This is a genomic window from Cryobacterium sp. MP_M3 (genome assembly GCF_015752155.1).
GTDB lineage: Bacteria > Actinomycetota > Actinomycetes > Actinomycetales > Microbacteriaceae > Cryobacterium.
This window is the reverse complement of record NZ_JADOVI010000001.1, coordinates 452,918-468,102: the sequence shown is the minus strand read 5'-3', so window position 1 is coordinate 468,102 and position 15,185 is coordinate 452,918. Positions and strand designations below refer to the sequence as shown.

The window sequence follows — 15,185 nt, the reverse complement described above, 5'->3', positions numbered from 1 at the left end:
GTGCAGTGCGGAGAGGTCCCATCATCGGCGCACCTGGCCCGCTGCCGCAAGCGGGTGGATCTTTGTCCGATTGGCCAAGCAGAACTCAGCGTGTGCCCTACTCGTCTCCGATCTTCCCGTCGGCGGCGGCGCGGGCGCCCTCGATCTGCTCCTCGAACTTGCCGCCGGTGACCTTGTTCGCCAGGTCGGCGACGCCGCCGAGGAGTTTGTCGCTGATGTCCTCAGCCTGCTCGCTGTTCAGCGCGTCCTTGACCTTGTTGTCGCCCAGGAAGTCCTGGGCCTTCTTGGTGATGTCTTCGAGTCCCATGGTGTTCTTCCGTTTCGGGCAGCGGCGTTGCTGCCGAGTCAAAAGTAGAGCAGGGATACGTCCCGGCGCAAGGGACTTTCGGGCACGAAAAAGGGGCCGGTCCCGAAGGACCGACCCCTGATCTCGACACGCTCGATCACCGAGGTGACCAGGCGGCGAAGGGAACTACTTGATGATCTTCGTCACCGTTCCGGCGCCGACGGTGCGGCCACCTTCACGAATAGCGAAGCCGAGGCCCTCTTCCATGGCGATCGGCTGGATCAGCGCGACGTTCATGTCGGTGGTGTCGCCGGGCATGACCATCTCGGTGCCCTCAGGCAGCGTGATGACGCCGGTGACGTCCGTGGTGCGGAAGTAGAACTGCGGGCGGTAGTTCGCGTAGAACGGGTTGTGACGGCCGCCCTCTTCCTTTGACAGGATGTACGCGGTGCCCTCGAAGTCGGTGTGCGGCGTGACCGAACCCGGCTTGACGACGACCTGGCCGCGCTCAACGTCTTCGCGCTTGGTGCCACGAAGAAGAAGACCACAGTTCTCGCCGGCCCATGCCTCGTCGAGCTGCTTGTGGAACATCTCGATACCAGTGACCGTGGTCTTGATGGTCGGGCGGATGCCGACAACCTCGACCTCGGAGTTGATCTTGAGGGTTCCACGCTCGGCGCGGCCGGTGACGACGGTTCCACGACCGGTGATCGTGAAGACGTCCTCGATCGGCATCAGGAAGGGCTTGTCCTTGTCGCGGACGGGCTCCGGGAAGTACTCGTCGACAGCCGTCATCAGCTCGAGGATGTTGCCGACCCACTTCGGGTCGCCTTCCAGGGCCTTGAGCGCGGAAACGCGAACGACGGGAGCGTTGTCGCCGTCGAAGCCCTGCGCGGTGAGGAGTTCGCGAACCTCGAGCTCGACGAGCTCAAGGATCTCTTCGTCGTCAACCATGTCGGACTTGTTCAGTGCGACGAGCAGGGACGGCACGCCGACCTGCTTCGCGAGCAGAACGTGCTCACGGGTCTGAGCCATCGGGCCGTCGGTGGCGGCAACCACGAGGATCGCGCCGTCCATCTGGGCAGCACCGGTGATCATGTTCTTGATGTAGTCAGCGTGGCCCGGTGCGTCAACGTGCGCATAGTGACGCTTCTCGGTCTCGTACTCAACATGCGAGATGTTGATCGTGATGCCGCGCTGGCGTTCTTCCGGAGCCGAGTCGATCGACGCGAAGTCGCGCTGAACGTTCGTCGTGGACGGGTACGTGTCGGCCAGGACCTTGGAGATCGCTGCAGTCAGCGTGGTCTTTCCGTGGTCAACGTGACCGATCGTTCCGATGTTTACGTGCGGCTTGGTCCGCTCGAACTTGGCCTTGGCCACTGTGGGTCCTCCTCAGGACTCTCGGCTTCACCGCCCGCTGGTTTGCGGCCGGTGAACCTGCTGGATTTGTGTACTTATGCTACTCGGGCCGGGAGGCCTAAGCGATTTGGGCCCGAAGGCCCCAGGCTATTCGCCCTTGTTCTTCTGGATGATCTCTTCGGCTACAGCCCTCGGGACCTCCGCATAGCTCTCGAAAGTCATCGAGTACACGGCGCGGCCGGAGGTCTTGGACCTCAGGTCGCCGATGTAGCCGAACATCTCCGAAAGTGGAACATGGGCGCGAATTACCTTCACACCGCTTGCGTCCTCCATGGTTTGGATCTGACCGCGGCGCGAGTTGAGGTCGCCGATTACGTCACCCATGTATTCCTCAGGGGTGCGTACTTCGACACTCATCAACGGCTCGAGCAGAACCGGGTCTGCCTTACGAACGGCTTCTTTGAAGCCCATCGATCCGGCAATCTTGAACGCCATCTCCGAGGAGTCGACGTCGTGTGCGGCGCCGTCAAGCAGGCTTGCCTTGACGCCGACCATCGGGTAGCCGGCCAGGACGCCAACGTGCAGCGCATCCTGGATTCCTGCGTCCACCGAGGGGATGTACTCCCTGGGGATGCGGCCACCCGTGACCTTGTTTACGAACTCGTAGCTCTTCTCGGCCGTGATCTCGAGCGGCTCGATCGCGATCTGAATCTTCGCGAACTGCCCGGATCCACCTGTCTGCTTCTTGTGCGTGTAGTCGTGACGCTCGACCGCCCTGCGGATGGTCTCGCGGTATGCGACCTGGGGCTTGCCGACGTTGGCTTCGACGTTGAATTCACGCCGCATCCGGTCGACCAGGATGTCCAGGTGCAGTTCGCCCATTCCCTTGATGACCGTCTGACCAGTTTCCTGGTTCTGCTCGGTGCGGAAGGTCGGGTCTTCTTCGGCCAGCTTCTGGATCGCGAGACCCAGCTTTTCCTGGTCCTGCTTGGTCTTCGGCTCGATCGCAACCTCGATGACCGGGTCAGGGAACGTCATCGACTCGAGCACGACCTGGTTGTTCGGGTCGCACAGGGTGTCGCCGGTGGTGGTGTCCTTGAGGCCGATGACCGCGTAGATGTGACCGGCAGTCACGAAGGCCACCGGGTTCTCCTTGTTGGCGTGCATCTGGAAGATCTTGCCGATGCGCTCCTTCTTGCCCTTGGTCGAGTTGATGACCTGGGCGCCGGAGTCGAGGTGGCCGGAGTACACGCGAACGTAGGTCAGACGACCGAAGAACGGGTGCACGGCAACCTTGAACGCGAGAGCCGTGAACGGCTCGGTCGCATCCGGGTGGCGCATGATGACCTTCTCCTCGTCACGCGGGTCGTGCGCCTCAATGGCGGGCACGTCGAGCGGGGTGGGGAGGTAGTCGATGACGGCGTCGAGCATCGGCTGAACGCCGCGGTTCTTGAACGCCGAGCCGCAGAGGACCGGGTAGATCTCGCTGTTGACCGTGAGCTTGCGAATGGCGCCCTTGATCTCGGCGACGGTCAGCTCTTCGCCGGAGAAGTACTTCTCCATGAGGTCGTCGTCGGTCTCGGCGACGGTCTCGAGGAGGAGCTTGCGGTAGGAGGCGGCCTGGTCGACGAGGTCGGCCGGGATTTCTTCGATGGCGTACTTGGAGCCCATCTCGACGTCACCCTTGGAGTCGCCGCGCCAGGTCAGTGCACGCATCTCGACGAGGTCGACAACACCTTCGAAGGTGTTCTCGGCGCCGATCGGCAGCTGGATGACGAGCGGCTTCGCGCCGAGGCGCTTGACGATCGTGTCGACGGTGTAGAAGAAGTCGGCGCCGAGCTTGTCCATCTTGTTGACGAAGCAGATGCGGGGCACGTCGTACTTGTCGGCCTGGCGCCAGACGGTCTCGGACTGAGGCTCAACGCCCTCCTTGCCGTCGAACACTGCGACCGCGCCGTCGAGGACGCGGAGCGAACGCTCCACCTCGACGGTGAAGTCAACGTGGCCGGGGGTGTCGATGATGTTGATCTGGTTCTCAGCCCAGAAACAGGTCGTCGCGGCAGACGTGATGGTGATGCCACGTTCCTGCTCCTGCGCCATCCAGTCCATCGTCGAGGCGCCGTCGTGCGTCTCACCGATCTTGTGATTGACACCCGTGTAGTACAGGATGCGCTCAGTGACGGTGGTCTTGCCAGCATCAATGTGAGCCATGATGCCGATGTTGCGGACCTTACTCAGGTCGGTGAGCACGTCAAGTGCCACGGGGGTCCTCCGGAAGTTTTGTAAAAGATGAGGTTGAACAGGCGTTCGCTGGTCGAGCTTGTCGAGACCATGGTCTCGACAAGCTCGACCAGCGGCGGACGACTACCAGCGGTAGTGAGCGAAGGCCTTGTTCGCCTCGGCCATCTTGTGCGTGTCCTCGCGGCGCTTCACAGCGGCACCGAGGCCGTTGGATGCGTCGAGGATCTCGTTGGTGAGACGCTCGGTCATGGTCTTCTCGCGACGAGCCTTGGCGTAGCTGGTCAACCAGCGGAGGGCCAGTGTGTTGGCGCGGTGCGGCTTGACTTCAACCGGAACCTGGTAGGTGGAACCACCGACGCGGCGCGAACGCACCTCGAGGGTGGGGCGCACGTTGTCGAGTGCCTTCTTCAGCGTGACAACAGCATCCGCACCGTTCTTGGCAACGACGCCTTCGAGTGCATCGTAAACGATGCGCTCGGCGAGGCCCTTCTTGCCGTCGAGGAGGATCTTGTTGACGAGCTGGGAAACGATGGGGGCGCCGTATACCGGGTCAGCGATAACGGGACGCTTGGGCGCTGGGCCTTTACGAGGCATTACTTCTTCTCCATCTTGGCGCCGTAGCGGCTACGAGCCTGCTTGCGGTTCTTGACGGCCTGGGTGTCCAGTGCGCCGCGAACGATCTTGTATCGAACACCGGGGAGGTCCTTAACACGACCGCCGCGGACGAGCACCATCGAGTGCTCCTGCAGGTTGTGACCCTCGCCGGGGATGTAGGCGGTGACCTCTGTGCCGTTCGACAGCTTGACGCGGGCGACCTTGCGGAGAGCCGAGTTCGGCTTCTTCGGGGTGGTCGTGTAGACACGGGTGCAAACGCCGCGCTGCTGGGGGTTGGACTTCAGGGCGGGAGCCTTGGTCTTGGTGACCTTGGGGCTGCGTCCCTTTCTGACCAACTGCTGAATGGTGGGCACTAATTACTCCTTGTTTTTGCTGCACGGTGACAGCTCATTGATGGTTAGCATTCGAATCATTCGGTTTCCCGGCCGACTCGAGTTCATCTGGACCCGCCGGCACACACGCAATGAATTCCGTGTGATTTGGTGGGTATGCCGTGGGGGCTGCTCGGTGAGCAAACCCTGAGTGAGTGCCGAACCGGACGCGCCTAAGGTGCAGCACGAGGGTATCGCGGTGGCATGACTCAAGCGCACGACAAAGCGCACACCTCGAAATACTAACTCGGCAGTGGCGGCCCGGTCAAATGGGTTACGGGGTCTGACGGGTTCGTTCAGCCGTTGTTCAGATGCTGCGCGGCCAGAGCGGCGAATCGAGCGCCGTGTCGAGGTCGGCGAGGAGGGCCAGCACCCAGGGTTCGACATAGTCGGCTACGGCCTGGCGCATCCGCTCACGGTGCCGGAACAGCTCGGCGCAGACCCGGCTGCCGATCAGGGCCGCGTGCTCATCGGCGAGCTTCAACTCGGTGCGGATGGCCGTCTTCTCCTCCGCAGTGAGTGGCGGCGGAGCGGATGCGGCGGCAGCGGCCTGGTCGGGCCGGGCCAGCTCGGCGAAGGTGAACAGGTAGGGCGCGTCGGCCGTGGCGGGCGGGTCGAGGTCCAGGCCCTTGTACTCGGGGTCGAGGCCCTCGGTGGGGTGGTAGCTCGCGGCCGCCTTGCGCTCTTCGTTCAGGTGGATCTCGCGGCTGAGCAGGGGCAGGTTTCGCTCGGTATATTCGTCGACTGCGGCGTCGATGACGAGCTTCACGCGCATGGCGAGGGCGTGCTGCACGGCGTGCGGGACATCCGTGGCCAGACCGGCGGCGACGATGACCGGCGAGCCGAAGCAGGTGCGGCAGAGGCGGGCGCGGCTGCGGTGCGTGCCCGGGCGCCAACGCGGGAGCCAACGCAACCAGTTGTCAACCTCATGGCTGACGCGTGACTCGATGGATCCGTCCATGGACGTTAAGGATACTCTCTCGGGCTGCCTCGCGGCCGGTGAATTCCCGGCCAGTCCCCGGCCCATCCCCGGCCCGATGCTCGCCCTAGGCGACAGACTCGGCGAACCCGTAGGGGTCCCCCGAACGCCACGCGTTCAGCACGGTGATGACGGCGAGCGCGGCACAGGCCGCGGCGATGCCGGTCATGTCCGCCAGAGCAGCATCGTCGAGGGGCTTCTCTCCGGCGAGGGCGTCGTGCCAGAGCAGCGGAAGAACGCCGAACAGGCCAAGGCTGATGAAGGAGAACCAGGTTTCCAGACGCCACTGGGTGGCCGTGAGGCGCCAGAACGTGCGGGCGCCGCCGGTCGGGATCGTGCCGCGGGCGGCCAGCCGACGATACGTCGCGCGCTTGAGCAGCGATGCGAGGAAGACGCCCACACAGCCGGCGGCCAGGAATCCATACAGGGAAAGCAGGGTCCAGAAGTCCTCTGAGGCGCCGCGGACCGTGGTACCCCACGCGCTTCCACTCGTTTCGGCGTGTACCGCCAGCGGGATGAGCAGGAGGTACACGACGACGGGCAGAAGCATCCACAACAGGGCGTACCTCAAGGGCGTCGGGCTCATCTCCAATCCGACGGACCCTCCCTGCAAAAAAGTGCGCCGGCGCTGCGACAGACGGCCCCGGCGGAACATCTCCCCGAAGAAGAGTGCCACCCCGGTGAAAAGCAGAATCACCCCGGGCAAGGAAGGGTAGTTGAAGTCTTTTCCCACAAATGGCAGAAGCTCGACCATGCGCGAACCGCTCAACCCGACCAGATACAGCCAGATGAACAGGGCTGCGGCGGCGGCACCGAGCAGACCACCGGCGACGTAGAACAGACGGGGGCTGGGTATGCGGGGCGGTTGTGAGTCACTCTTACGCTTGGCCGGCGAGGCCGGAGTGCGGCTAGGGGTTGCCATTTGAGCCTCCGGCCGGCTCGTCATCTGCGGCGACAGCCGATTCCCGCCACCGAATCGAGTCGACGATGGCGTCGAAGAGCGCGACGATCATCTCCGGATCGCATTCGACCGGGGTGTCCGCCACGATGTGCAGCAGCTGGTCACCCGCCGGGGTCGGCAGGAGGTACTCGAGCTTCGTATCGGGGATCGTCTCCCGTCCGGGCTGGATCTCTACGACGCGCCAGGTGCGCGCCACGATGCCGCATTCCAGAGTGAAGACTTCCGCCGCCGGGAGCATGTCCTGGAGCATGGCGGCCTGGCGCTCCGGCTGCGGACTCTCCCCGTTCCACGGCACAAAATCGAGCACCATCGCAGCAGGAAACGGGATCCCGGGCAGAATCTCCAGCGAGAGGGCAACTTGGAACGCCCCAGCGGCACGAGCCCGGGCGACCACATCCCGCAGTTGGAGCTTCACCTCACGCCTCACCCTCGCCAGTCGGTCCTCCCGACCGACCTGTCGGATGACGAGGCCCGCAATAATACGTTCGGAGAGGGGCTCCTCGCTGACGGGAATGTTCGCCCACGAGCCGGGCAGCACCATCGAAATGTCGGCGGCACGCATGGCCACTTGCCTGGTCATAGTGCCTCCGTCACGATGTGGAGTGTTTCGACGATCGCCTGGGTTTCTTCACGCATGCTGGCGAAGGCCCCGAAGTCATCGCAGGTGAAGGCGAATTGGAGCATCTCCCTCGACCCCACGGGGAACACCGCGAAGACGGTGCGCTCGGATAGTCGGCCCTCGGCCTCACCAAGTTCGGTGAATTCGATTCGCTGGAACAGTCCCACGACCTCGCCGGCGGGGATGTCGGCGCGCCAGAGTTCCAGGTCGCGTGACCGCGCCCCGGGGCGCATCCGAGTGGATTCCTCCCGGGCTATCCGCTCATAGGCCGCTGGCCCATCGTCGTCGTCCATCGCGAGTTGCTGCACGGTGAGAACGGCACCGATGGTCAGGTATTTCTCGGGCCGCACCGAGACCGCTGCAGTGAGCCACGGATTCCGCTGGCCCAGAAGTCGGGTGCGAAGCTCGGCCAATTCGTCGACGAAGTCTCCGGTGGCACCCGGATTCGCGTCGCGCAGGGCGACGTCGGCGACGACGCTCTCGGCCCAGCGCTTCGAATCCACGCTTTCCGCCGGGTCGAGCGGCACGGCATAGAAATTGGACGGCACGTCGAAGTCGTAGTCGACGATCTGCAGCCCCCTGACACCGGCAGTCACCGTGTGACCAGGCCTTCGACGCCGTTGGACGCGACTTTCAGCAGGCTTTCCGGTCTCAGTTTGATGTCTCCCTCTGTGTTCAGGTTGCCGGGATCATTCATCAGCTTCTCTATCGAACCGCCCACCTGCCTGGCATCCAGCACCACAAGGGTGACCTTCGCCCCCGCGGTCAGGTCTCCCCAGGGCATGTCGACGGACTTGAGCTTGAGCGGGTTTTTGAGGGCGGCAAGACCTTCCGTCTTGGCCCCGGCGAGCCACTTCTCGGCGAGATTGGTTCCGGTGCCGAGTTTGGATTCGAACGGGCTCTGGAAGATTTCCTTTGCGGCGCCCTTGAAACTCGTGAGGCTCTTCAGTTCGGCTCGTGCGGCGGTCTTCGTCACGCCGAAGACCTTCTTGAACTGGCCTGCATAGAGGCCCTTCGATTTCGACGCCCGGAATGCGAGCGCCCCGGCCGACTTGGCCTTCGCGGCCTTGGCAAGGTACGTGACCAGTTTGCCGCCGAACGCGGCTAGTGCTACTCCCACCGCCGCAAAAATCACGTCGCTGAGGCTGCCTTCACCCCGCTGGAGTTTGACGCTGGCGTCAATGAGCGCGATCACCGCGCCCAGCAGGGCCAGACCGACCAGAACCGCACCCAAGATGGGGACCCACGAGAGGAAGATCGCCAGCACGCCCGCCCATTCGCAGACTACTTTGATCGCGTCCAGGACCGAGCCCAAGTCGTCCCAGCGAGAGTCATTGAGCTTGTCGCCCACGTCACCGGTGACAACGTCATTGATGTCATCCGCGGTCGACTTCGCGGCAGCATCCTTCGCCTCCCTGGCGGCGTGCCAGAGTCCCTGGGCGACGCCGAGTTCGTGCACCCGGGTGTCGTAACGGTCCGCCATGTTCTCGGCGGCCTTCTGGTTGACCGCCTGGTCGTCGCCGGCCGCTTCGGCCTTTTGATCGGCCTGCGTCTTGTTCGTGCGGGCTGCGGAGACTTCGCCTTCTGCCTGCGAAATGGTGGAGATCGCGGTGACCGCGTCGTCCTGGGCCGTCTTGAGCTTGCCCGAATAAGCGATCAGGGCTGTTGCCGTAAGGCTGTAGCGTTCCTGGGCCTTGCCGATGTCCCGCGCAACATTCTCAGCAGATTCCTTCAGCGCGGCAACGGCCTTGCTCTTGTTCTCGTCGGCCTCGGAGATGCGATGGAGCGTCGTCACCGAGCGGGCGATGGCCAGCCCGAGTTCCTCGTAGCGGCGGGCCTTGGCCAGCACAACGTCGGCGTCGCCGGTCAGGTTGTTGAACGCAGTATCCCTGTTGCTCATCGTGTTCCTCGCTCGATTCCCCTAGACAACGCGGTGACCCGGAGAACCGGCACCCGGCCCGATTCCACTGTCTTTGTTGTCTTCGGCGGCCTCGACGAGGGCCTTGCCGAGTTCCGCATCCACCTGAGTGAACGCATCCCGAATGGCCTTGACCTGCTCGTGCAGTGCCGTGACCTGTTCGGTCATGTTCTTGCGCCGGTCGTTCCAGCTGTGTGAGAACTCACGCACGCGCTCCCCCAAACCGTCGTGTCCGACCACATCAGCCATCTCCCCGGTGAATGTGTCGGCATTGCTGTACTCGGTCGCGATATCGAGCAGATCCTTCTCCAACTGCTCAAGCAAGTGCATCTGAATGACGATGTCAGACATCGAATTCTCCTCCCCCGGTGTGCTCGGCCGGCCGCGTCCGGCAGGCCGGCCGAGCCCACGAATTCAGTTGGCGACTAGCCGGCCAGCCCGGAGCCGAGCTGGTCGTCGACGCCCTGGATGGCGTCGCGCGCCTGCACCAGGAAGTCGGCCATGCCGGAGATGCCGGCCAGGGCTTCGTTGAGGCCCTTGTCCATGCTCTGGTAGGACGTTCCGAACTGCCCCGAGGCACGGTCCGTCTGGAAGCCCTGGCTGATCAGGCCCTCAACAAGTCCCCTGAGGCGCACGAGGGTGTCTTCGATCTGCCCCTGGCCCGTCTTCAGGTTGTTCGAGGCAGTGGTCATCTCGTCGTACGTTACGTTCATGTTCGCCATGAAATACTCCTTCAAACATCGAGGCCAACCCCCATGAGCCGACCGACTGTTCTCAACCTATCGGGATTGCCGAGACCGCTCGATGGGCACGACTACCCATGGGCGTTTCCATTTCGGGCAGCGGCAGGGGCAGTTGCACCCGCACGAACTTCCCGCGCGAGACGAAGACACCTCTGCCCGGCGGAAATTCCGCCCGGTTGGAGCGCGGCAGCGGTGTCTTCAGCAGGAACTCGCCCTCCGTGTAGTCCGGCTGCAGGAGGAGTCCCCGCCGCACGGTCTTGATCTCGCTGAAGAGGCCCCAGGACGAACTCCAGGTCGACGTCTCACTTTCGGCGATGAAGGTATGGTCGCTGCGCTTGACCGCCTTCACGAGTTCGGTCAGCGGTGTCTCGGCCGGGGTTTGCAGGAAGTCGGAGATGGTCTCCACGATCACCACGATGCTTCCCTCCGTGTCGGGGTCGGCGACGGCCGCGGCCAGGTCCCTGGCCAGGGCCGCGACCTCCTCGATCGTCGTGGCGGTTCCGGCCCACCAGCCGCCCTGCGCCAGGGGTGACCGGGAATTGCCCAGGTAGTACTGTCTCGCCGCCGGGCGTGCCCGGCCGTACGCCTGCGTGAGCGCGCGCAACGCCGTCGTCCGGCCGCTCGCGGGCGGCCCTGCGACGAGCATGACCCCGGACGGGTCGAAGGCGTACGGGCCGAGATCCACATCGCTCACTCCCAGAACCGGCTTGCCGTCGAGCGCGTCCGGCAGCTCGAGCGGAGAGTACTCGGTGGGCATCGAGCCGATCTCCGGAACCGCCGTCACGCCCGCGCGGCGCATCGACTCGGCGAGGAGCTTGGTCGCGGTCGACTGATCGGCAAGCGCACTCGACCCGCCGAGGATCGCGATCTGGGTCTCCATCCCGTCGACAATCGCGCGGCCCGCGGTCGATTTCGAGCTGAGGATGTCGGAGGGAACATCGAGCATCCCATAGCCACCCTCGTCGGCCAGGCGCAGCACGATTCGTTTCTGGATGCTCGACCCGATCGACGTGGGGATCGCCCCTGACCGGTCGGCGGTCAACGCGACGTGGATGCCCAGCTGGCGTCCGTCGGTGAGGATGTCCTTGAAGACGCCGTACCAGGGCATGCGTCCGCTCGTGGATTCCCATTCTTCCCGGAAGGCCGGATAGCCGTCGATGAGGAGAAGGATGCGCGGCTCGTCGCGCTTGCCGGTGAGCTGGCGGTAGTCGGCGATGTTCGACGCGTTGGCCTCCGCGTAACGCGGGCCGCGTTCCTCGAGGACCGACTTGAGCCGGCGGAACAGCCGAACGATGCGTTCCGAGTCGTCCCCGGCGATGATCGATCCGACGTGCGGGAGGTCCTCGAGCATCCGGAGGCTGCCGGTGCCGAAGTCGAGCCCGTACACCTGGACCGGCCCGCCGCGCGGCGTGATTCCCGCCGCGCCGGCAAGCGTGCGCAGCAGTGCGCTCTTGCCGGAGCCGCCGGTGCCGAAGATGGCCACGTGACCGTCGGCATCCGGGCGGAAGTACACGGCCTGCTGTTCCTGGCGGTGCGGGAGGTCTGACACCCCGAGCAGAAGCTCGGAGTCGGTGCGCTGGCGGAGTTTGACGAGGTCGTAGGCGGGGGCCAGCTCGTCGAGCCAGGGACGACGGGGGTCGGGGATCTTCGCGGATGCTGCCGCCGCGACGATCGTGGTCACCAGCCGCTGCTGGTCGGTGGGGCCGAGGTCGCGGTCTTCGTCGACGTGGCCGTGGGCGCTCGGGTCCTCCCACTTGCTCTCCGCCCCGAACCGGAGCTCGGCGACGTCGATCCCGGCGCGGTCGGGTTCGCGGCTGGTCCACCCGCCGGCGTAGGCGGACTGGAACTGCTGCAGCCGGCCGGGGCCGGTCTTGGCGACTCCGCGGCCGGGGATGCCCGGGTCGAAGTGCGAGGCGTCCTTGGTGCCGATGACGTCGGTGCTGTCGGACTCGTCGGCCATCCGCAGGGCGATCCGCAGCGGCGTGTTGGCGCGCAGGTTGTCCTTGATCACGCCGGCCGGCCGTTGGGTGGCCATGATCAGGTGGATGCCGAGGGAGCGGCCGCGCTGGGCGATGTCGACGACGCCGTCGACGAACTCGGGGACTTCGGTGGCCAGGGCCGCGAATTCGTCGATGACGAGCACCAGGGCCGGTGGGCTGTCGGGGTCGCCGCGCTTCTCCAGCTCGAGCAGGTCCTTGGCCTTCTTGCGGTTGAGCAGGTGCTCCCGGTGGTGCAGTTCGGCGCGGAGGCTGGTCAGGGCCCGGCGCACGAGGTGCGGGCTCAGGTCGGTGACCAGACCGACGCAGTGCGGCAGGGTGACGCAGTCGGCGAAGGCGGAGCCGCCCTTGTAGTCGACGAAGAGGAAGGTGACCCGGTCGGGGCTGTACTCGGCGGCCATGCCGAGCACCCAGGCCTGGAGGAATTCGCTCTTGCCCGCGCCGGTCGTGCCGCCCACCAGCGCGTGCGGCCCCTGGGTGCGCAGGTCGAGGTGCATCGGGTCGACGCCCGCCGAACCGATGATGGCGCGCAGCTTGCCGGCCCGGCGGGGCTTGGGCTTGCCTCCGCTGCGGTCGTGGATCGACGTGTTCTGCTGCCAGCGGTCGATCACGGCGGCGCTGGTCTCGACCATGTCGTGGCCGAGCAAGGTCACGAGCGACACGGTGCGGGGCAGGTCGCTGGAGTCCGCGACGAGGGCGCCGGCGTCGATGACCGGGGCCATCCGCTTGGCGAAGTCGAGGGCCGTTGCCGAGTCGACCTGCTCGGTGACGACATCGGTGATCGTCTCGCCGAGGCGCACAAAACCGACGGTGGCGCTGCCCGGCTCGTCGCCCAGGGCGAGGTAGGTGCGGCAGACGGCCGGCAGGTCGGCGACGGTGGGGGCGATCCAGATCGGGTAGACGCCGGCGTCGGCGGCGACCTCAGCCAGCTGCACGAGCCGGGCCCGGTCGACGGCGACGTCGTCGGAGATGAGCAGTACGATCGCCGGGATCGGCGCCGGTGTGCCCTGCACGGTCTTCGCGGATCCGACCTCTGCGCCGCGTTCCAGGGCGGCGTCGTCCTGCACCATGGCGCCGCGGCGCCTCGCGGACTTCGCCCTGGCGAGGCGCTGAGCGATGACCTCCTCGATGCTGGCGAGCACGGACGCCCCGCTCGCCGCGCTGTCGGCGAGGTGGCTGCCGGCGATCGGGCTGTGCGGCGACGAGGTGTGCGGCATCCACTTGAGCCACCCCAGTTCGCGCGACCATCGAGGGGTCACCAGCGAGGCCACCACGAGTTCGGCGGGCGAGTGCAGCGCGGTGAGCTGCACCAGGACCGAGTTGATCGAGCCCATCGCCTGGTCGGGCGAGCCGGCCAGGCCCAGTGCGCCGGAATCGAAGAGGTTGTCGATCAGCGGCACGCCCTCGATCCGGCGGTTCGCCTCGACGACGGCGTCGAGCTTCTCCTGGAACTGGGGCAGCATCTCCCCCGTGCGGTTCTCCGCGACCGAGTTGCGGGAGTTCATGGTTCCCACGCCGAGCCGCACGTTCAGGAAGGACCAGTGCTCAGGGCGCCTGGTCCAGAGGAGCGGGCCGCGCCGCCCGGCGTCGTCGTAGGCATCGAGCGTGGATGGCGACTCGCCGAGGCGCAGGTCGCGCTCTCGAACCTGCTCGGTGGCCAGACGCGTGGCCAGCACCTCAAGCCGCGCTTCGAACCTGGCCACGGCCTTCTTCATCCGCTGCTTTTCCCGCGACTTGGACGTCATAAAGTTACCGATCAGCATGATCGGGGACATCAAACAGAAGATCAGCGTGTAGGGCTGGCGGGTGAGGGCGAACATCGCGCCGCCCATCAGCAGCGGGGTGATCATGGCAAGCAGGGGGAACGGCTGCTCGTCCTTTTCCGCGGGCACGTCGGGCGCGTTGAACTCCTGGCCCGTGTAGCGCGTCTCCACCTTCGGCGACCGGTTGAAGAAGATCGGGCCAGGTTTCGGCGCGGTATCCGCCGAGGCTCCGGCGATCATGCTGATCTCCACCTCGGAGTCGCCGAGCAGAAGGCGCTCCGCCTTCGCGATGCGCACGCGCCCGACGATGCCGCCGTCGACGACCACGCCGTTGGCAGAACCGAGATCGATGACCTCTACGGCGTCAGCGACCTCGAGGCGGGCGTGCTTCTTGGAGACCAGGTTGTCGTCGAGAACGATGTCGCAGGTCGGGTCGCGGCCGAGCACGAAGCTCCCGGCGGAGAGCGGGAACTCGCGCCCGGCATCCTGGCCGTTGATGACGCGCAGGGTGGCGACGGCGTGCGACTTCACCTGCGACGGCGCCTGGTACATGACGCCTGCGTCGGCCAGGCTCACGGATGCGCCGGAGCCGATCCACGCCTCGCCGACCGGGGCATCCGGCGGCAACATGAGCGGGTTGCCCTGACCGGGCAGGGTGGCCCGGAGGGTGAGGTTGCGCTCGGCAGAGTGAGGCACCTCAGAATCCACTCGGCTGATGGTGGTCGCGATCTCGGAGATGGTCGCCGCGGCATCCGCTGTGACGACGATGTCGCTCGAGGAGCCGGACGGGCGAACGAAGGTGAGTTTCAGGCGCATGCGTTTACATCCGAACTAGTCATCGCGGCGTTCCCACGGCCAGAGCGGGCGGCCGTGCTCGCCCACGCGCGAGGCGAGCAGCCAGGAGTAGGCCAGCGTGACGACGACGGCGAGGATGCCGGTGGCCAGGGAGAACGGGCTGAGCAGCATCGCCGCGCTGAAGGTGAGCACGTGGAAGGGCTGTCCGTCGCCCGCCGCGTAGAGAATCGCGCCGGTGACGATGAAGATGCCGAACGCGGCGATCCCGGCCGCGAAGGAGTAGCCGACGGCGACGCGCTGCCGGTCTGGCCGGGTGGCCACGCCGAGCGTGAGCATGAGCACGAAAACCAGCAGCACGGCGACGGCTGCCATGCTGGGGCCGACGAGCGGGCCGGCGTCCGGTTCGCTGATCACGTCGAGGTTCGTGGCGAGGCTGATCATGCCGAAGGCCGCCACGATCAGCGCGGCGTAGAGCACCGCCGCGAAGACCGCGACGACCGTCGCGTACTTCTGGTAATCACGCATCGCTCCCCCTGTC

The 15,185-nt window shown here is 65.6% G+C and carries 14 protein-coding genes; all 14 read right to left on the bottom strand.

Translation table 11 applies throughout. From position 1 onward, the window contains the following. Nucleotides 1-97 precede the first annotated feature (97 nt). Nucleotides 98-307, bottom strand: a complete 210-nt coding sequence (locus IWX89_RS02075) for an Rv0909 family putative TA system antitoxin (RefSeq protein WP_196901918.1) — start codon at nt 305-307, stop codon at nt 98-100. A gap of 165 nt (nt 308-472) precedes the next feature. Beyond that, nucleotides 473-1,666 carry an elongation factor Tu gene (gene tuf, locus IWX89_RS02070; protein WP_196901917.1) on the bottom strand — a complete coding sequence of 398 codons (1,194 nt, stop codon included), beginning with the start codon at nt 1,664-1,666 and terminating at the stop codon, nt 473-475. Between the two features lie 126 nt (nt 1,667-1,792). After that, on the bottom strand, nt 1,793-3,907 hold the full coding sequence (fusA, locus tag IWX89_RS02065) for an elongation factor G (RefSeq protein ID WP_196901916.1): 2,115 nt from the start codon (nt 3,905-3,907) through the stop codon (nt 1,793-1,795). Between the two features lie 102 nt (nt 3,908-4,009). Beyond that, complete coding sequence (gene rpsG, locus IWX89_RS02060) at nt 4,010-4,480, bottom strand: 30S ribosomal protein S7 (RefSeq protein ID WP_066597688.1); 471 nt, start codon at nt 4,478-4,480, stop codon at nt 4,010-4,012. Then, a complete protein-coding gene (rpsL, locus tag IWX89_RS02055; protein ID WP_055811472.1) occupies nt 4,480-4,854 on the bottom strand; it encodes a 30S ribosomal protein S12 in 375 nt (124 codons plus the stop codon). Before rpsL ends, rpsG begins: the two co-directional genes overlap by 1 nt. Before the next feature lie 325 nt (nt 4,855-5,179). Continuing rightward, nucleotides 5,180-5,833, bottom strand: a complete 654-nt coding sequence (locus tag IWX89_RS02050; RefSeq protein WP_196901915.1) for a spermidine/putrescine ABC transporter substrate-binding protein — start codon at nt 5,831-5,833, stop codon at nt 5,180-5,182. An 85-nt stretch (nt 5,834-5,918) separates the two neighbouring features. Beyond that, a complete protein-coding gene (locus IWX89_RS02045) occupies nt 5,919-6,773 on the bottom strand; it encodes a hypothetical protein (RefSeq protein ID WP_196901914.1) in 855 nt (284 codons plus the stop codon). Further along, nucleotides 6,760-7,392: a hypothetical protein gene (locus tag IWX89_RS02040; protein ID WP_196901913.1), complete on the bottom strand. Its 633-nt coding sequence runs from the start codon at nt 7,390-7,392 to the stop codon at nt 6,760-6,762. The genes IWX89_RS02045 and IWX89_RS02040 overlap by 14 nt, the downstream gene beginning before the upstream one ends. Then, entirely contained in the window at nt 7,389-8,027 is a 639-nt protein-coding gene (locus tag IWX89_RS02035) for a hypothetical protein (RefSeq protein WP_196901912.1), read from the bottom strand. Before IWX89_RS02035 ends, IWX89_RS02040 begins: the two co-directional genes overlap by 4 nt. Next, nucleotides 8,024-9,331, bottom strand: a complete 1,308-nt coding sequence (locus tag IWX89_RS02030; protein ID WP_196901911.1) for a hypothetical protein — start codon at nt 9,329-9,331, stop codon at nt 8,024-8,026. The genes IWX89_RS02035 and IWX89_RS02030 overlap by 4 nt, the downstream gene beginning before the upstream one ends. Nucleotides 9,332-9,352: 21 nt before the next feature. Further along, complete coding sequence (locus tag IWX89_RS02025) at nt 9,353-9,700, bottom strand: hypothetical protein (protein WP_196901910.1); 348 nt, start codon at nt 9,698-9,700, stop codon at nt 9,353-9,355. 74 nt (nt 9,701-9,774) lie between these two features. Further along, nucleotides 9,775-10,071, bottom strand: coding sequence for a WXG100 family type VII secretion target (locus tag IWX89_RS02020; RefSeq protein ID WP_196901909.1), 297 nt, complete (start codon nt 10,069-10,071; stop codon nt 9,775-9,777). 52 nt (nt 10,072-10,123) lie between these two features. After that, entirely contained in the window at nt 10,124-14,668 is a 4,545-nt protein-coding gene (locus IWX89_RS02015; protein WP_196901908.1) for an FtsK/SpoIIIE domain-containing protein, read from the bottom strand. 15 nt (nt 14,669-14,683) lie between these two features. Further along, nucleotides 14,684-15,172, bottom strand: coding sequence for a DUF6121 family protein (locus tag IWX89_RS02010; RefSeq protein WP_196901907.1), 489 nt, complete (start codon nt 15,170-15,172; stop codon nt 14,684-14,686). Nucleotides 15,173-15,185 lie beyond the last annotated feature (13 nt).